The organism is Achromobacter mucicolens (assembly GCF_902859725.1).
GTDB lineage: Bacteria > Pseudomonadota > Gammaproteobacteria > Burkholderiales > Burkholderiaceae_B > Achromobacter > Achromobacter mucicolens.
In genome coordinates this window covers 156,795-174,601 of record NZ_CADIJP010000009.1, presented here as the reverse complement: position 1 = coordinate 174,601, position 17,807 = coordinate 156,795, and the positions used below count along the sequence as shown (strand labels likewise).

Here is a 17,807-nt window from a genome sequence, read left to right as displayed (position 1 = left end):
TGGGAAGCGCTTCAGCGCCCTTTCTTGGCTGCCTGCTGCTTGCGGCATTCGGCGACGGCGGCGTCCAGCTTGGCGCGCGGTTCGGCCAAGGAACGCACGCGTCCACCGGCCGCGGCGGAATTCGGGCCGCCTTGCGCTTCGTACGTGCCGGACTTCTCGTTGTAGCGTACCCGTTCGCCGCGAATGGTATCGAACGGTTTCCCACAGACGTAGCGGGTCACGATAGCCTGGCCGATCAGGTCGAACGTGCTGTTGGTGCCGTCGTATTCGGCGCGCAGGCCCTTGCCTTCGATGAGTTCGAAGTTCTCGGGGCGCTCCTGGCGGATGGTGACGACCTTGCCCTTGTTGGCGGTGGCCGTGCCGTATTGGTTGCCCTGCGCGTCCTCGTTCATCTGCAGCGTGTCGGACGTCAGCGTCATCAGGCCGCGCGTCATGTTGACGTTGCCGGTGAACACGCTTTGTTTCTTCACGTCGTCGTAGTGCAGCGTGTCCGACAGGATCAGCGTGCTGGGCTCTTCAGCCGGCGTTGCCGCCTTCGGGTCCGCGGCATGGGCCGGCGCAAACGCGCAAGCCGTCAACAGCACGGCGCCCATCAGGCGGGTCGTCGGGGCGAAGAGGGTCCGAAGGTCGGTCATGGCTTTTTCTGGTTAGAGTTGTTGGCAGGAATTTCGGTGCGGCGCTGCTGCCTGCCTTCCGAACCGGCAATTTCCACGTCGGTTGACGCCGACACCTGCAGTTGGCGAGTCTTGTTGTTGTAGTGCATGCCCGTGCCCTGCATGCGCGAGCGGCCCTTCAGGACCGTGGCGGGCAGGTCGGTGAAGACCACGTCGTCATCGGGCAGGATGATGAGCTGCTGGCTGCGCACGTCCAGCATGTCGTTTTCGGCATCGGGCTGGCGCAGCACGTGGGCGTCGCCCTGCATGACGATCCGCTTGCCGCCCTGTTCCATCACGGCCGTCTTTGAAACCGCGACCGTGATCGGATTGGTCTCGCGCTGGCCCACCGCGCGCGGCGCGGTGACGTGATACGAATCGTCGTCGGGGAAGTGCTCCATGTAGTCGCCTTCCAGGCGATTGATGGGCTTGCCCGTGGGATCGGTGCGCAGCATCACGAATTCGCGCGACCATGCGTCCATTTCGTGGGTGACGCGGCGCGGCGGGTCCACCTGGATGGCGCGCTGCGCGTAATCGGCCGCCCACCACGAGCTGGTGACCAACACCAGCAGCAGGAACAGCGCGATCAGTGAGGGAAAACGTTCTTTCATCGGGTGCGCCGCGAGGGCGTATACGTTGTCGGGGCGATCACTGGATGGCTCCGGGGCCGAGCAGACCTGGCGATGCCAGGAACGCGCCCAGGCGGCCTTGCGAGGCCAAGAGGAGATCGCAGCATTCGCGTACGGCTCCGCTTCCGCCGGGCAGGGTGGAAACCCAGTGGGCTGCCTGGCTGACGTAGCCGGGAGCGTTGGGCACGCTGGCCGCGAAGCCGGCGCGCTGCAAGGCCGGCAGGTCGATGATGTCATCGCCCATGTAGCCGGTTTGATTCAGTTGGACACCGCAGCGCTGCGCAAGTTCGGTCAAGGCGCTGCCCTTGTCGCGCACGCCCTGGATGACTTCGGCGATGCCCAGTTCCGCGGCGCGGCGGGCGACGATGGGGCCGGAACGTCCGGTGATCAGCGCCACTTTCAGGCCGCCTTCCATCAGCAGCCGCAGCCCGTGGCCGTCCAGCGCGTGGAAGCGCTTTTGCAGTTCGCCGCCTTCGCCGTAATAGAGGCTGCCGTCGGTCAGCACGCCGTCCACGTCGAAAACCATCAGCCGCACGGCCGCGGCGCGTTCGCGCACGACGGCGGGGATACGGGCAAGCACCAGCGCTTCGGCCGGGTGATTCACGGAAGCAGAAAGGTTCATAGTCATACCACTTTAGCGGCCATCAGATCGTGCATGTGCAATGCGCCGACCAGCGCGCCGTCATTGTCCAACACCAGCATGTGATTGAGCCGTTGTTCGTCCATCTGCCGGGCGGCCTCGACCGCCAGCGCCTCGGGATTGATGCTGCGCGGCGAGCGCGTCATGCCCGCCTCGACGGTCAGGCTGCGGATATCGCCGTGCCGCGCGATGAGACGGCGCAGATCGCCGTCGGTGAAGATGCCCAGCGGGCGGTGCTGCGCGTCGGTGACGACGGTCATGCCCATGCCCTTGGCCGACATGACCTCCAGCGCCTGCGACACCGGGGTGCCCGCCATGACGATGGGCAGGGCGTCTCCCTGGCGCATGACGTCGCGCACGTGGGTAAGCAGGCGGCGGCCCAGCGCGCCGCCCGGGTGCGAGCGGGCAAAGTCCTGCGGCCCGAAACCGCGGGCCTCCAGGCAGGCGACGGCCAGGGCGTCGCCCAGCGCCAGGGCGGCGGTCGTGCTGGCGGTGGGCGCCAGGTTCATCGGGCAGGCTTCCTGGGCCACGCTGGCATCCAGGTGGATGTCGGCCTGCCGGGCCAGCTCGGATTGCGGATTGCCGGTGATGGCGACCAGCCCCGCGCCCATGCGGCGCACGACGGGCAGGATGGTCAGCAATTCCGAGCCCGAGCCGGAATAGGAGATCGCGATGAGGACGTCGTCGCGGGTGATCATGCCCAGATCGCCGTGGACGGCCTCGGCCGCGTGCACGAAGAAGGCGGGCGTGCCGGTGGAGGCCAGTGTCGCGGCGATCTTGCGGGCGATGTGTCCCGTTTTTCCGATGCCGCTGACGACCACCCGTCCGCGGCAGGCGAGCAGCAGGTCGACAACGCGCGTGAAGCTGTCGTCCAGCCGGGCGGACAGGTCTTGCAGCCCCTGGCTTTCAATCTGAAGCGTTCTGCGCGCAGATGCCAGCGCGGTGCCGGACGAAGAGGTGGGATGGTCGTTCATGGGGCGGATTTTAATCGCAGTATGCTAGTTTGCCCCGCGCAGGGGCGTATGGCATGCTGGCGAGTCTTTCAACGGCTTTCAAACTTTCCTTCCAGGCCCGCTCCATGTCCAGCATTTCCAGTCCCGTCCTTGGCACGCCACTGTCCCCCTTGGCCACCCGCGTCATGCTGCTGGGTTCCGGTGAACTGGGCAAAGAGGTCATCATCGCCCTGCAGCGCCTGGGCGTCGAAGTTATTGCAGTGGATCGGTATGCCGACGCGCCGGGTCATCAGGTGGCGCACCGGGCGCATGTGGTGTCGATGACCGACCCGCAGGCCTTGCGGCAGGTCATCGAAGCGGAGCAACCGGACGTTATTGTCCCCGAAATCGAGGCCATTGCCACCAGCTTGCTGGTGGAACTGGAAGCGGCCGGCGTGGCGCGGGTCACCCCGACGGCCCGCGCGGCGCAACTCACCATGAATCGCGAAGGCATCCGCCGCCTCGCGGCCGAGACGTTGGGGCTGCCGACCTCGCCCTACCGTTTTGTCGACACCGAGGACGAGCTGCGTCAGGCCATCGATGGCGGCATCGGCTATCCCTGTGTCATCAAGCCGGTCATGTCCTCGTCGGGCAAGGGCCAGTCGGTCATCAAGAGCGCCGACGACGTGGCCTCCGCCTGGCGATACGCCCAGGAAGGGGGACGGGTCGGGGGCGGCCGCGCCATCGTCGAGGGGTTCATCCGCTTCGACTACGAAATCACGCTCCTGACCGTACGGGCCCGCGGCGCCGACGGCCAGGTCGAGACCCGCTACTGCGAACCCATCGGCCACAAGCAGGTGGACGGCGACTACGTTGAAAGCTGGCAACCGCACCCCATGTCTCCGGCGGCGCTCCAGCGTGCGCGCGACATCGCGCTGGCCGTCACGTCCGAGCTGGGCGGACTGGGCATTTTCGGCGTAGAGCTCTTCGTGGCGGGCGACCAGGTCTGGTTCTCCGAGGTCAGCCCGCGTCCTCACGACACCGGCATGGTCACCATGATTACCCAGGTGCAGAACGAGTTCGAACTGCACGCGCGCGCGCTGCTGGGGCTGCCGGTCGACCCCAGCCTGCGCCAGCCGGGCGCCAGCAGCGTCATCTATGGCGGCGTGGAAGCCCGGGCGGTGTCGTTCCATGGCGTGGCCGAGGCGCTTGCCGAGCCCGGCACGGACATCCGCCTCTTCGGCAAGCCCGAATCCTTCGTGAAACGCCGCATGGGCGTGGGGCTGGCCGTGGCGGAAGACGTTGCCGCCGCCCGCGCCAAGGCCAAGCGCGTGTCGGCCGCCGTGACCGTCAAGGCCGGCTGATCGTCCGCCCTGGCGTGACCCTGGCCGGGTAGCGCCCGCCGTTCCCCCAATATTTCACCCCCATCAACGCCACCCGCCCACCGGCCGGTGGCGTTTTTGCTGAGCGCCGTTCCCCGATTTGTGTTGTATGGCTGTCACGTTCGGCGGCTAATTTGGCCTGCCCGCGCCCTGAATGGCGCCCGGTTGCGCCTTCGCCCCTGAGCGCAGTGTGGTTTGCGCTTTCTCATCGTTTGTTCGATAATTTCAGAAATTTCTGAAATCGAAGTAACTGCATGTGTCGTGCAGCCCCTTCACTGTGTTACTGGCTGATCCTCATGGCGCTTTCCCCCCAGATCGAACGATTTGTCCTGCACTTTGGTGAAATGGGCAGCCGTTGGGGCGTGAACCGCACCGTCGGCCAGATCTACGCCCTGCTGTTTCTCGCGCCTGAGCCCCTGAACGCCGACGATATCGCCGAGGCCCTGGGTTTTTCGCGCTCGAACGTCAGCCTCGGGCTGAAAGAGCTGCAGTCCTGGCGCCTGGTCAAGCTGATGCATCAGGTGGGCGACCGCCGCGACTACTTCGAGACCCCGAAGGACGTCTGGGAAATCTTCCGCATCCTCATGGAAGAGAAGCGCAAGCGCGAAGTCGACCCCACCCTCACGCTCCTGCGCGACACGCTGCTGGAGTCGCCGTCCGGGCCCGACGAGGCTTACGCGCAACAACGAATGACCGAAATGCTGGAGCTCATCGAACTATCCACGGGGTGGTTCGATGAGGTTCAACGGCTGCCGCCCGAAACCCTGCAAAGCCTCATGAAGCTTGGTTCCAAGGTTCAGAAGGTGTTGGGATTCGCCGGCAAATTGCGGGGCAAGGGTTGACCCGTCACGCCTCGATTTTTCAGGAAACCTCTATGAAGTTGTATGCAACGCCCCTAACATGGCGCGGTAGACGGCCTGGGAACCATGCCGGTTGCCGCAGCGCGTCGACGCCTTGGGAGCAGCCTCATGATTGATCTCGATGTCGTGAATCTCTCGCGGTTCCAGTTCGCCGCGACTGCGCTCTACCATTTCATTTTTGTCCCGCTCACGCTTGGCCTGTCGTTCATCCTGGCCATCATGGAAAGCGTGTACGTCATGACCGGACGCGCCATCTGGAAGAAGATGACGATGTTCTGGGGCACGCTGTTCGGCATCAACTTCGCGCTGGGCGTGGCCACGGGCGTGGTGATGGAGTTCCAGTTCGGCATGAACTGGTCCTACTACAGCCACTACGTAGGTGACGTCTTCGGGGCGCCGCTGGCGCTTGAAGGGCTGATGGCGTTCTTCCTGGAAGCCACCTTCGTCGGCCTGTTCTTCTTCGGCTGGAACCGCATGTCCAAGGTCAGCCACCTGGCCGTGACCTGGCTGGTGGCCTTCGGCACGAACTTCTCGGCCCTCTGGATCCTGATCGCCAACGGCTGGATGCAGAACCCGGTCGGGGCGGTCTTCAATCCGGACACGATGCGCATGGAAATGACCGACTTCGCCGCGGTCATCTTCAACCCGGTCGCGCAAGCCAAGTTCGTGCATACCGTCAGCGCCGGTTACGTGGCGGGCGCCATGTTCGTCATGTCGATCAGCGCGTGGTATCTGCTGCGCGGCCGTCATATCGACCTGGCCAAGCGCTCGATGGCGGTGGCTGCCAGCTTCGGTCTGGCCGGCGCGCTGTCGGTGGTCGTGCTGGGCGACGAAAGCGGCTATCTCACCACCGAACACCAGAAGATGAAGATCGCGGCCATGGAATCCATGTGGCACACCGAGCCCGCGCCCGCGTCCTTCAACCTGATCGCCATCCCGAACCAGGCCGAGCGCCGCAACGATTTCGCGATCGAGATTCCCTATGTCATGGGCATCATCGGCACGCGTTCGCTGACCACGCCGCTGCTGGGCATCAACGACCTGATCCTGCGCGCCGAGAATCGCATCCGCGACGGCATCGTGGCCTACGAGGCCTTGCAGAAGATCCGCGCGAACCCGAAGGATGTGGATGCGCGCATGGTGTTCGACAGGACCTGGCCGGACCTGGGCTATGCGCTCCTCGTCAAGCGCCATCAGCCCGACATCAGCAAGGTCACCGAAGCCGACATCAAGCAGGCCGCGATCGATACCGTGCCGACCGTGGCGCCGCTTTTCTGGGCGTTCCGCATCATGGTCGCGGTGGGCATGTACCTGATCCTGTTCTTCGGCGTGGCTTTCTGGCTTGCCTCGCGCGGCCGCCTGGACAAGCGTCCGGCGCTGCTCAAGGTGGCGTTGTGGAGCCTGCCGCTGCCGTGGGTCGCCATCGAAAGCGGCTGGTTCGTCGCCGAATACGGCCGCCAGCCCTGGGTGATCGAAGGCGTGCTGCCCACGTACTACGCGGCGTCGGGCCTGACCATGACCGACCTTGTCATCAGCCTGTCGATCTTCCTGGTGCTGTACACGATCCTGCTCATCATCGGCGTGAAGGTCATGCTGCACGCCATCAAGGCCGGACCGAAATCCGACGGGCCGGCGCCGGGTGATGCCGCCGCCGATCCCGTCCATGCCGCCGTGCGCGCCTGAGGGGAGAAACGCAAATGGATACCCTAATTCCTTTTGACTACGGCACGCTGCGCGTGGTGTGGTGGGTGCTGCTGGGCGCCTTGCTCATCGGCTTTGCCGTCATGGACGGCTTTGACCTGGGCGTGGCGGCGCTGTTGCCGGTGGTCGCCAAGACAGACGCCGAGCGCCGCATCGTCATCAACGTGGTGGGGCCGGTCTGGGAGGGCAATCAGGTCTGGCTCATCACCGCGGGCGGCGCCATCTTTGCCGCGTGGCCCTTGCTCTATGCCGCATCGTTCTCGGGCTTTTATCTGGCGATGATGCTGGTCCTGCTGGCGCTGATCCTGCGGCCGGTGGGCTTCAAGTACCGCAGCAAGATGGAAGGCACGCGCTGGCGTAATCGCTGGGACGCGGTGCTGTGCTTCTCGGGCGTGGTGGCGTCGCTGGTGTTCGGCGTGGCGATGGGCAACATCGTGCTGGGCGTGCCGTTTACGTTCGATGCCGTGACGCTGCGCCCGATCTACGAAGGGCACTTCTTCCAGCTGTTCATGCCGTTCGCCCTCTTGGCCGGCGTGCTGAGCGTGGTGATGCTGGCCATGCACGGCGCGGTGCTGCTGGCCTGGCGCACGGATGATCCCGTGTCCTCGCGCGCTCGCAACTGGGGCCGCCTGTGCGCGGTGCTGACGGCAGTGCTGTTCGCGGCCGGCGGCTTCTGGGTCGCAGGCGGCGTGCCGGGTCATGCAATCACCAGCGCGGTCGATATGTCCGCGCCGTCCGATCCGATGCTCAAGACCGTGTCGGTGCAGACCGGCGCCTGGATGGCCAATTACGCGAAGTGGCCGTGGATGTGGATCGCGCCCGCGCTGGGCGTGGCCGGCGCGGTGCTGGCGGCGCTGCTGCTGACCGTGCGCGCCAACATGCTGGCATTCCTGTCGTCCTCGGCGTCGATCGCCGGCGTGATCCTGACGGTGGGCTTCTCGCTCTTTCCGTTCATCATGCCGTCTTCGACCAATCCGAAGGCCGGCCTGACCATCTGGGACGGCTCGTCCAGCCACCTGACGCTGTGGATCATGGTGATAGCTGTCGCTGTTTTCCTGCCAATCGTGACGGTCTACACCGGCTGGGTGTACCGCGTCATGCGCGGCAAGGTCACCCATGATTCGGTGGGCGACACGCCCAACTCGTACTGATAAAGGAGCCTCGTCCATGTGGTATTTCTCGTGGATTCTCGGCCTTGGCCTGGCGTGCGCATTCGCCATTCTCAATGCGATGTGGTTCGAGCTGCGTGAAGGTCAGACCCATGACCCGCGCGCCAGCCGCGACGTCGAGTGAGCGGCGGCGCAAGCAGCCTCGAGCACGACCCGTCGGCGACCCTGCAGAAGCCGCCGCGCGAACAGTCGCGGTGGCTGATGGGACTGGCCAGGACGGCGCGGTTTCCGCTGATCGTGGCGGGCGCCGCGCCGCTGGTCAGCGGCGCATTGCTCGTCGTGCAGGCCTGGCTTCTTGCCAGCGTGCTCGACTCGGCGATTGTGGGCGGTGTGCCGCGGCATGAACTGCTGGGCGGCATCGCCGGCATCGCGGGGCTGATGCTGCTGCGCGCGTGCATCGCCTGGGCAGGCGAGCGCGCCGGCGCCGATGCCTCCGAGCGCATCAAGCGCCACGTTCGCCAGTCGCTGTTCCTGCGGCTGGTGCAAAAAGGCCCTTACTGGAGCCGCGGCAAGACGTCGGGCGAACTGGCGAGCGCGGTGGTCGACCAGGTCGAGGCGCTGGATGGCTTCTTTGCGAAATATCTGCCCGCGATGGCCGCGGCCGCGATGCTGCCGGTTGCGTTCGCGGTGGTGCTTCTGCCCGTCGACGTGATCGCGGGCCTGGTGCTGCTGATCACGGCACCGCTGATTCCGCTCTTCATGGCGCTGGTGGGGTGGGGCGCGCAAGGCGCCAGCCGCCGCCACCTGCGTGCGTTCGCCCGGCTGTCGGGGTTTTTCGCGGACCGGTTGCGTGGGCTGTCCACGCTGAAGCTGTATGGGCGCGCACAGGCCGAGGCCCAGTCCGTCGTGGCCGCCAGCGATGCGCTGCGCCAGCGGACGATGTCAGTGCTGCGCATCGCGTTTCTGTCCTCGGCCGTACTGGAATTTTTTGCCGCGTTGGGCGTGGCGGGCATTGCGGTCTACATCGGCCTGACTTACCTGGGATTTCTGGACATGCGCTGGTCGCCGCTGACGCTGCAGGCCGGGCTGTTCTGCCTGTTGATGGCGCCCGAGGTCTACGCGCCGCTGCGCCAGTTTGCCGCCCATTATCACGACCGCGCGACGGCGCTGGCCGCCGTCACGCAAATTGCCGTCCTGTTCGATGGCCTGCCGCAAGCCGAGGCCGAAGAAGCGCCCGCTTTGGGCGGCAAGCCCGCGCATGCCGGCAAGGGCGCCGCGGTTGTCATTGATGGATTGCGGGTCGAGGCGCCGGGCCGCGGCCACGCGGTGCTGGCCGATGCGGCGCTTGCGCTCGCGCCCGGCGAGCACATGGCGCTGATGGGACCCAGCGGTATCGGCAAGTCCACCCTGATCGAAGCCATCGCGCGCCTGCGGCCCGCCGACGGTGATATTCGCATCGATGGCCTGCCGCTGGCGCAATGGGACGAGACCGCCTTGCGCCAGCGTGTGGCGCTGATCGGCCAGCGGCCGCAATTGCTGGCCGGGTCGATCGCCGACAACATCCGGCTGGGCCGGCCCGGCGCCACGGATGCGCAGATCGAGGATGCCGCGCGCCGCGCTTGCGTGCTGGAGTTCGCGCAGGACCTGCCGCAAGGATTGGATACCGTGCTGGGCAGCCGCGGCCATGGCTTGTCCGGCGGGCAGGCGCAGCGCGTGGCGCTGGCCCGCCTGTTCCTGCGCGATCCGGGTCTGATTCTGCTGGACGAACCCACCGCCCACCTGGACGACGCCACGCAGGACCGGGTGCTGGATGAGATCCTGCAATTTGCCGCGGGCCGCACCTTGGTGCTGGCGACGCATGCGCCCGCAGTGGCTGCACGCTTGCCGCGCGTGGCGCGCATCGCCGCCGGCGCCGTGGAAGTCGCATGAAGAATTTGTTGTTGCTCCTGCCGCTATACGCACGCCGCAAAGGCGGGCTTTTGCTCGCATTGTTCTGTGCGCTGGCGACCGTGGCCGCCGGCGTGGGACTGCTGGGCGTGTCGGGCTGGTTCCTGACGGGCGCGTTCCTGGCCGGCGCCGGCAGCGTCTTCAACCTGTTTGCGCCGTCCGCGCTGGTGCGGGGGCTGTCCTTCCTGCGGATCGTGTCGCGCTATGCCGACCGGGTGGTCGGTCATGCCGCCACGCTGCGCTTGTTGGCGGATCTGCGCGCCTTGGTGTTTTCGGCGCTGATCCGGCTGACGCCGCGTCAGCTTGCGCGTTATCGCAGCGGCGATCTGGTCGCCCGCATGACGAACGACGTCGATGCGTTGGATACGGTCTTTCTGTTTGTGCTGGCGCCGCTGGCCACCGCGATCGTTGCCGGCGCGGTGCTGACCGCCGTGCTGGGGCAATGGGTTCCCGCGGCGGCGCTGGTCTTTGCGCTGGCGCTGCTGACGGCGTGCGTGGTCGTGCCCCTGTGGCTGCTGCGCGCGGCGCGCAAGCCAGGCGCGGCCGCTCAGGAAAGCGCGGCGGGGCTACGCGCCGCCACGCTGGATGCGGTTGACGGCCATGCCGACATGGTGGCCCTGAATGCACAGGCCGAGACGCTGGCGCATTTCGAACGTCTGTGCGAAGCCAGCGCCCAGGCGCGCCGCAGCCAGGCGCGGGTGGCGGTGCGCGGGCAATGGTTCCTGCAGGTGGCCGCGGGCGTGGCGGTGATGGCGCTGCTGTGGTTTGGGCTTGCCGCGCATGAGGCGGGGCGGATCGAAGCCCCCGTCCTGGCGGGCCTGCTGCTGGCCGTCATCGGCATTTTCGAGGTCGCCGGTCCGATCATGCGGGGCGCATCCCGGATGGGATCGGCGATGTCGGCCGCCGCGCGCATCCGTGAGGTCACGCAATGCGAACCCGATATGCAGGACCCGGCGGTGCCGCGCCCCTTGCCCCACAGCGGCGCGCTGGAACTGGATGGTGTCGGCTTCGCCTATCCGGCCCGTGGCGCCGGCGATGGCGTGCGGGTGCTGAAAGACATCAACCTGCGAGTCGAACCGGGCGAACGCGTGGCCATCCTGGGCCCAAGCGGTGCGGGGAAATCCACGCTGCTGCATCTGATCCTCAGGCTCGAGGATCCGCAGGCCGGGCAGGTCCGCTTCGGCGGGTTCGATGCGCGCGCGTGTGCGCAGGCCGATTGGCACCGGCGGATCGTCCTGCTGTCGCAAGATTCGCCCCTGTTTCTGGGCACGCTGCGCACCAACCTGTTGATCGGCAATCCCGACGCCGACGATGGCGCGCTGTGGCAGGCGCTGGATGCAGCAAGACTCGGTGATTTCGTGCGCGGCCTGCCCGATGGCCTGGATACCTGGGCTGGCGAAACCGGCTCGCAGCTGTCGGCCGGACAAGCGCGGCGCTTGTGCCTGGCCCGGGCGTTGCTGGCGCCTGCCGCGGTCATCGTGCTGGACGAGCCGACCGCGGGATTGGATGGCGCGGCCGAAGCGGCATTCTTTGCGGACCTGGAACACGCGGTGCGCGGACGCACCGTGGTGCTGGCCACGCACGCGGCCCTGCCCGAGGGCGCGGTGCATCGTTGCCATGTGTTGCGCAACGGTCGGCTGCATGACATGTCATCGCACGCGGCAATCCTGGCTTAAGCGCGGCGGCGCGGTTATAGTTCGCCTTGCTTCAATTCACTCAGGGCCGTATCCATGCAGACCGACAACGCCGAGTTCATCCGGCGCACCATCCGCAGCGTTCCGGACTGGCCCCAACCCGGTGTCACGTTCCGCGATATCACGCCGGTGCTGCAGGATCCGCGTGCGTTCCGCGTCCTGATCGATCTCTTCGTCTATCGCTACATGCGCCAGCGCCTGGATCTGGTGGCGGGTGTGGACGCGCGCGGCTTCATCGTGGGCAGCGTGCTGGCCTATGAACTGAACCTGGGCTTCGTGCCCGTGCGCAAGAAGGGCAAGCTGCCTTACCGCACGGTGGCAGAGGAATACTCGCTGGAATACGGCAACGCGGCCGTCGAAATGCATACGGATTCGGTCCGAACGGGCCAGCGTGTCCTGCTGGTGGACGATCTGATCGCCACGGGCGGCACGATGCTCGCGGCCATCAAGCTGTTGCAGCGCCTGGGCGCCAACGTGGTGGAAGCCGCCGCGATCATTGATTTGCCGGATTTGGGCGGGTCCGCCAAGGTGGCTGCCACCGGCACGCCGCTCTACACGGTCTGTCAGTACGGCGCGGACACGACGCCGTAGCGGTACGGCATCAGCCGCTTCCTTCGCAGGGCGCCGCCCTTCGCACCTTCCTTAGGCGTCAGACAAGCGGGGCTGGATGAAATCCAGGAACGCCTTGGTCTTGGCCGGCAGCATGCGCGAGGGGAGCAGCGCAAACAAGGGCAGGGGCGTCAGGCTCCACTCCGGCAGCACGCGCACCAACCCCGCCTGCTTGATGGCGCGCTCCATCGCGTCGAACACCAGCAGCGGGGTGATGCCCAACCCCTGCCCGGCCAATCGTCCCAGCATGCCCACGTTATTGGCCGACAGGCGGCCAGATACCTGCACGCGCTCGACCTTGTCGCCCGAATGGAGCATCCAGAAGGACGATTCCTCGCGCATGGTGGGGCGCAGGCATTCGTGGTGGGTCAGGTCCGCCGGCACGCGCGGTTCGCCGTGACGCGCCAGATACTCGGGCGATGCATAAAGCTGGTGCGCCATCAGCACGATCTTGCGCGAGATGAGGCTGGAATCGGGCTGCTGCCCGAAACGCAGGATCAGGTCGAATGGATTGCTGATGGGATCGATAGGGCGCATGCTCAGATCGAAGTCGCATTCGATGTCCGGATGCTGTTCGCGAAATTCGCGGATCACGGCGGGCAGGAACAATTGCGCCAGGCTGGTCGGCAGCGAAATCCGCAGACGCCCCTTGGGCTGCACGGCCATGTCCAGCAGTTGGTCGTGCGCGATGCGCGCCTCTTCGACGATATGGCGGCAACGTTCGAAGTAGATGGCGCCGGCTTCGGTCAGATCGATCTTGCGGGTGCTGCGGTTGAGCAGCCGCATGCCCACGCTGCGCTCCAGTTCGCTGACCCGGCGCGAGAGCGTGGAGGTCGGGATATTCAAGGCTTCGGCGGCGTGGCTGAAGTTCTTGCGCTTGGCGACCTCGACGAATAGCGCGATGTCGTTAAGCTGAATGTCCATGAATGCCCTCGAGACTCAAATTTCCATTTCTGGCAGATTCGTATGATAAATGGAATTATTGTCCCGCCAGTAGAAATGTCTATTTCTCCACTTTGAACAACAATTCCATCGCGTGGGGGATTTATATTGCGATACCCACCTTGCGGGGAACTGAACAAATGCGAGGTTTGGCATCCTCCTGCGCAACCATCGCGGGCCCTTTTCTCATAGAGACATGACGCTGATCCGGCAAGCAATTGTCCCATTCGTGCAAATATGTTCCCCAAATTAAGGGTTTTTACTAAGCGCCAATCGCCAGATACTTCGTCCCAGCAATCAAATTGTCATATCGAGCCCGCCAGCCTGGCGCAAGACGATGTGCAACGTTTAGGATGGAGTCATCGCAATGAAAGCCCTAGCAACCGCACTCATGGTTACCGCAACTCTGGTTGGCATGTCCGCCGCTCACGCCGATGGCAAGACGCGTGAACAGGTCCAGCAGGAACTGCAAGCCGCCAAGGCCGCGGGCACCGTCACGTTCGGCGAACTGGACTATCCGCCCGCTGCGCCCCAGACCACCAGCCTGTCGCGCGAACAGGTTCAGCAGGAACTGCAAAGCGCCAAGGCCGCCGGCCAGGTGACGAGCGCTGAACTCGACTATCCGCCCAAGGCCGTCTCGCAGACCGCCGGCAAGACCCGTGCGGAAGTTCGCCAGGAACTGGCCGACGCCAAGGCGCGCGGCGAATACACGTTCGGCGAACTGGATTACCCGCCCAAGGGCCGCTGATTCAAAACCGGCTATCCAGCCGCCCGGAAGGTCACCGAAAGAACCCCTTGTGACGCCGAGGGGTTTTTTTGCGTCCTGCTTTTTGTGCGGCGGCTGAATCCGTGTGGCATTTACGCTGCAAAAACTGTTCCGCTCCCGCTACATCTGTTTCCCGCCAGGACGCGCCGCATGGCCGATCCGGTGATGTGAAAGCGGGATGCGAGCAATGATTCATATTTGAGATCAAGGTGTTAGCAGGCGCCAAGTGACGCGGTGCGCCTTCAGGTGCGCGTCATTATCCCAACCATGGAAAGTAGTTCGTCGAAATCCGGGTTACTACGAACTGCTACAAGCCGGACACTACCTCCAGTGCATCAGCCGCGCGATTGGACGCAGCGGCATGCGAGGTTCCGCGGTCTTGCGGCGCCAAGCAGTGCGCCTTTCATCTCGCCATTTTGGGGTTTCAAATGAAGAAGACGTTTTTGGCCGTCGCGTTGCTGACCGGCTTTGCCGGCGCCGCGCAGGCCGCCGATTCCGTGACGCTGTACGGTTTGATCGACGCTGGCCTTGGCTACGAAAAAGTGAAGTTCAAGGGCGACTCGCAGAGCCGCATCGGTGCGGTGCAGGGCGTGAGCAGCGGTTCGCGCTTCGGCCTGCGCGGCACGGAAGACCTGGGCGACGGCCTGCGCGCGGTGTTCACCCTGGAAGGCGGCTTTGGCCCTCTGAACGGCAACTCGCTGCAGAGCAACCGCCTGTTCGGCCGTCAGGCCACCGTTGGGCTGGACAGCGATTCGTGGGGCCGTCTGGAATTCGGCCGTCAGACCAACCTGGCCTCGAAGTACTTCGGCTCGATCGACCCGTTCTCGATCAGCTACAACAACGCCAACATGGGCACCACGTTCGGCAGCGCCAACACGATGCGCCTGGACAACATGGTCCTGTATCAGACCCCCAGCCTGGGCGGCTTGAAGGTCGGCCTGGGTTATGCGTTCAGTGCGGACGACACCGTTACCGACTCGACGCAGAAGGGCTTTGCCACGGGCAACAACAACCGTGTGATCACCGCTGGCGTGCAGTACGTCAACGGCCCGCTGAACCTGGCCGCCGCCTACGATCGCTTCAACCCGTCCAACGACCGCGTCGGCGGCAAGGATGCGGCGCGCATTCAGGAATACATCGTCGGCGGTTCGTACGACTTTGAAGTCGTGAAGCTGGCTGCCGCCTTTGGCCAGACCCGCGACGGCTGGTTCATCGGCCAGAACATGGGCACCACGCCCGACGGCATGAACAAGCTGGGTTCGTTCAAGCCGGCCGACGGCTTTCGCGCTAATTCGTACATGATCGGCGCCACCGTGCCGCTGGGCCGCCACGCCGTGTTCGGCTCGTGGCAGCGCGCCACCGCCAGCAACGACAAGCTGACGGGCGACGACGCAACGTTCAACGTGTACAGCCTTGGCTACACCTACGAGTTCACCAAGCGCACGAACCTGTACGCGTACGCCTCTTATGGCGACAACTACGCGTTCCAGCACGATGCCACCGATACGGCGGTTGCCGTCGGCCTGCGTCACCGTTTCTAAGCAATAGCGCGTCCGGCCGGACCTTGCTGAATGCGCGGGCCATTCTCCGTGGACCGCCGAGTGACAGCGAACCCCCCCTACATTGGGTCCGGCCGGGCGTGACTTGCGCCCAGAAGGGAAGGGCCTCCGCAAGGAGGCCCTCTCGCATTGCAGCGCCGGAACTACAGGAAGAGCTTGTAGGCCGGGTTGTCGGTTTCGTTCCAGTGGGGATAACCCAATTCCGCCACGAAGTTGCGGAACAGCTTCTTGTCCGCGGGCGGCACCTGGATGCCGATCAGGATGCGGCCGTAGTCCGCGCCCTGGTTGCGGTAATGGAACAGGCTGATGTTCCAGTCGGGATTCATCGCGTTCAGAAAGCGCATCAGCGCGCCCGGGCGCTCGGGGAACTCAAAGCGGTACAGCAGTTCGTTGCGCGCCAGCGTCGAGCGGCCCCCGACCATGTGGCGCAGGTGGGTCTTGGCCATTTCGTCGTGGGTCAGATCCAGCGTGTCGAATCCGTGCCGGCGGAAGTTCGCGGCGATCTTGTCGGGTTCCGCGGCGGACGAGACCTGGATGCCGACGAACACGTGGGCGCGATCCGCGTCCGAGATGCGGTAGTTGAATTCGGTGACGCTGCGTTCGCCCACCAGTTCGCAGAAGCGGCGGAAGCTCCCGCGCTGCTCGGGCATGGTGACCGCGAAGACGGCCTCGCGCATCTCGCCGACCTCGGCGCGTTCGGCCACGAAGCGCAGCCGGTCGAAGTTCATGTTCGCGCCGCACGCGATGGCGACGAGCGTCTTGTTCTTCAGGTTGTGCTCGGCCGCGTACTGCTTGGCGCCTGCCACCGCCATCGCGCCGGCCGGCTCCAGCACGCTGCGCGTGTCCTGAAAGACGTCCTTGATGGCTGCGCAGATCGCATCGGTGTTGACCACCACATAGTCGTCCACGTACTTGCGCGCCAGCTTGAAGGTCTCGGCGCCCACCATCTTGACCGCCGTGCCGTCCGAGAACAGGCCCACGTCATTCAGCTGGACGCGCCGGCCCGCGCGTACGCTGCGCAGCATGGCGTCGGAGTCCTCGGTCTGCACGCCGATGATCTTGATCTCGGGGCGCAACTGCTTGATGTACGCCGCGACCCCTGCGATGAGGCCGCCGCCGCCGATGGCCACGAAGATCGCATCGATGTGGCCGGGGTGCTGGCGCAGGATTTCCATGCCGACGGTGCCCTGGCCGGCGATCACGTCGGGATCGTCGAAGGGATGGACGAAGGTCAGCTTCTCTTTCTTTTCCAGCACCTGCGCGTGCGCGTAGGCATCCGAAAAGCTTTCCCCGGCCAGCACGACCTCGCCGCCCAGGCGGCGCACGGCATCGATCTTGACCTGCGGGCTGGTGGTGGGCATGACGATCACGGCGCGGCAGCCCAGGCGGCTGGCCGCCAGCGCGACGCCCTGCGCGTGGTTGCCGGCCGAGGCCGCGATGACGCCGCGGTTGCGCGCCGCCGGACTCAGGTTGGCCATCTTGTTGTAGGCGCCGCGCAGCTTGAAGCTGAACACCGCCTGGGTATCCTCGCGCTTGAGCAACATCGTGTTCGACATCCGCTGCGACAGCAGGGGCGCTGCCTCGAGCGGGGATTCGACCGCAACGTCGTAAACCTTGGAAGTCAGGATGCGTTTCAGATAATCAGTGGACATGGACCGCGCGACAGGGCAAGAGTGGGGACTGGCCAGGATTATTGCAGGGAATGCCTGTCGCCTTCCCGGTTTCCCGCGGCTACACTGCCGCAACCATGGAAGAAAGTCTCTTATCCGCAGTTCATTGGCTCTTGGGGGTGCTGGCGCTGCCCTCGGTGGGCCTGCCGGCCATCTTTACCGTCTCGCTCGTGTCCGCGACCCTGTTGCCGCTGGGCTCCGAGCCGGCGGTGTTCGGCTATATCAAGCTCTCGCCGGACATGTTCTGGCCCGCCATCCTGGTGGCGACGGCCGGCAACACTGTGGGCGGGGCCATCAGCTACGCGATGGGGCTGGGCGCCGAGAAGGCGGTCGAGCGCTGGAAGGAAAAGCATCCCCATCCGCATCCCAAGGCCACCGAAGGCGGCCGGATGCGTGGACGTTGGAACGAGCGTGCCCACGATTGGCTGCATCGGATGGGGCCGCCGGCGCTGCTCTTGTCCTGGTTGCCCGCGGTGGGGGACCCCCTGTGCGCCGTCGCGGGCTGGTTGCGCCTATCCTTTTGGCCCTGCGTCTTCTACATGGCCATTGGCAAATTCATGCGCTATCTGTTCATGACTGCCGGCCTGCTCTGGTTCTTCCCAGGCAAAATCTAGCGCTGACGCCACACTTAAACGGGGACGAAACGCGTCGTCTCCGATGCGCTTTTGCACGGCTTGCCCGGGTTATTCGGGGCCAGGTCGGGACAATGGCATA

The 17,807-nt window shown here is 65.4% G+C and carries 17 protein-coding genes; 11 read left to right on the top strand and 6 right to left on the bottom strand.

Annotated features, from left to right (window positions below; genetic code table 11):
* Positions 1-11: 11 nt before the first annotated feature.
* Genes lptA through HV786_RS13585 form a run of 4 tightly spaced genes read right to left on the bottom strand, consistent with a single transcriptional unit; the run spans position 12 to position 2,896 of the window.
* Entirely contained in the window at positions 12-635 is a 624-nt protein-coding gene (gene lptA, locus HV786_RS13600) for a lipopolysaccharide transport periplasmic protein LptA (protein WP_056319596.1), read from the bottom strand.
* Positions 632-1,264 (bottom strand): LPS export ABC transporter periplasmic protein LptC, encoded by a 633-nt coding sequence (gene lptC / locus HV786_RS13595; RefSeq protein ID WP_056319599.1) that lies wholly within the window; start codon positions 1,262-1,264, stop codon positions 632-634. The genes lptA and lptC overlap by 4 nt, the downstream gene beginning before the upstream one ends.
* Positions 1,265-1,301: 37 nt before the next feature.
* Positions 1,302-1,910, bottom strand: coding sequence for a KdsC family phosphatase (locus tag HV786_RS13590; protein ID WP_175211089.1), 609 nt, complete (start codon positions 1,908-1,910; stop codon positions 1,302-1,304).
* Complete coding sequence (locus tag HV786_RS13585; protein WP_056319605.1) at positions 1,907-2,896, bottom strand: KpsF/GutQ family sugar-phosphate isomerase; 990 nt, start codon at positions 2,894-2,896, stop codon at positions 1,907-1,909. Before HV786_RS13585 ends, HV786_RS13590 begins: the two co-directional genes overlap by 4 nt.
* Before the next feature lie 104 nt (positions 2,897-3,000).
* Between HV786_RS13585 and purT the strand changes: the two genes are divergently transcribed.
* From purT to HV786_RS13545, 8 genes are all read left to right on the top strand, one after another.
* Positions 3,001-4,218 carry a formate-dependent phosphoribosylglycinamide formyltransferase gene (gene purT / locus HV786_RS13580; protein WP_128829539.1) on the top strand — a complete coding sequence of 406 codons (1,218 nt, stop codon included), beginning with the start codon at positions 3,001-3,003 and terminating at the stop codon, positions 4,216-4,218.
* A 314-nt stretch (positions 4,219-4,532) separates the two neighbouring features.
* A complete protein-coding gene (locus tag HV786_RS13575; RefSeq protein ID WP_128829538.1) occupies positions 4,533-5,078 on the top strand; it encodes a GbsR/MarR family transcriptional regulator in 546 nt (181 codons plus the stop codon).
* 126 nt (positions 5,079-5,204) lie between these two features.
* A complete protein-coding gene (locus HV786_RS13570) occupies positions 5,205-6,779 on the top strand; it encodes a cytochrome ubiquinol oxidase subunit I (RefSeq protein WP_056319612.1) in 1,575 nt (524 codons plus the stop codon).
* A 14-nt stretch (positions 6,780-6,793) separates the two neighbouring features.
* A complete protein-coding gene (cydB, locus tag HV786_RS13565; protein WP_128829537.1) occupies positions 6,794-7,948 on the top strand; it encodes a cytochrome d ubiquinol oxidase subunit II in 1,155 nt (384 codons plus the stop codon).
* 16 nt (positions 7,949-7,964) lie between these two features.
* Complete coding sequence (cydX, locus tag HV786_RS13560; protein ID WP_056319618.1) at positions 7,965-8,090, top strand: cytochrome bd-I oxidase subunit CydX; 126 nt, start codon at positions 7,965-7,967, stop codon at positions 8,088-8,090.
* A complete protein-coding gene (gene cydD / locus HV786_RS13555) occupies positions 8,087-9,835 on the top strand; it encodes a thiol reductant ABC exporter subunit CydD (RefSeq protein ID WP_128829536.1) in 1,749 nt (582 codons plus the stop codon). The genes cydX and cydD overlap by 4 nt, the downstream gene beginning before the upstream one ends.
* Positions 9,832-11,529 (top strand): thiol reductant ABC exporter subunit CydC, encoded by a 1,698-nt coding sequence (gene cydC / locus HV786_RS13550; protein ID WP_175211087.1) that lies wholly within the window; start codon positions 9,832-9,834, stop codon positions 11,527-11,529. Before cydD ends, cydC begins: the two co-directional genes overlap by 4 nt.
* Before the next feature lie 54 nt (positions 11,530-11,583).
* Positions 11,584-12,138: an adenine phosphoribosyltransferase gene (locus HV786_RS13545; RefSeq protein ID WP_056319625.1), complete on the top strand. Its 555-nt coding sequence runs from the start codon at positions 11,584-11,586 to the stop codon at positions 12,136-12,138.
* 51 nt (positions 12,139-12,189) lie between these two features.
* On the opposite strand, the gene HV786_RS13540 is transcribed toward HV786_RS13545, so the two are convergent.
* Positions 12,190-13,080: a LysR family transcriptional regulator gene (locus HV786_RS13540; protein ID WP_128829535.1), complete on the bottom strand. Its 891-nt coding sequence runs from the start codon at positions 13,078-13,080 to the stop codon at positions 12,190-12,192.
* A 385-nt stretch (positions 13,081-13,465) separates the two neighbouring features.
* Here HV786_RS13540 and HV786_RS13535 point away from each other — a divergent pair, with 385 nt between their 5' ends.
* Both HV786_RS13535 and HV786_RS13530 read left to right on the top strand, forming a co-directional pair.
* The gene (locus HV786_RS13535; RefSeq protein ID WP_128829534.1) at positions 13,466-13,846 is read left to right on the top strand and encodes a DUF4148 domain-containing protein; all 381 of its coding nucleotides are present in this window, start codon (positions 13,466-13,468) and stop codon (positions 13,844-13,846) included.
* 446 nt (positions 13,847-14,292) lie between these two features.
* Positions 14,293-15,405: a porin gene (locus HV786_RS13530; protein ID WP_175211086.1), complete on the top strand. Its 1,113-nt coding sequence runs from the start codon at positions 14,293-14,295 to the stop codon at positions 15,403-15,405.
* A 161-nt stretch (positions 15,406-15,566) separates the two neighbouring features.
* Here HV786_RS13530 and ilvA read toward each other — a convergent pair whose 3' ends face one another.
* Entirely contained in the window at positions 15,567-17,075 is a 1,509-nt protein-coding gene (gene ilvA / locus HV786_RS13525; protein ID WP_128829533.1) for a threonine ammonia-lyase, biosynthetic, read from the bottom strand.
* A gap of 95 nt (positions 17,076-17,170) precedes the next feature.
* Here ilvA and HV786_RS13520 point away from each other — a divergent pair, with 95 nt between their 5' ends.
* Positions 17,171-17,707, top strand: a complete 537-nt coding sequence (locus HV786_RS13520) for a YqaA family protein (protein WP_128829778.1) — start codon at positions 17,171-17,173, stop codon at positions 17,705-17,707.
* The last annotated feature ends 100 nt before the right edge of the window (positions 17,708-17,807 follow it).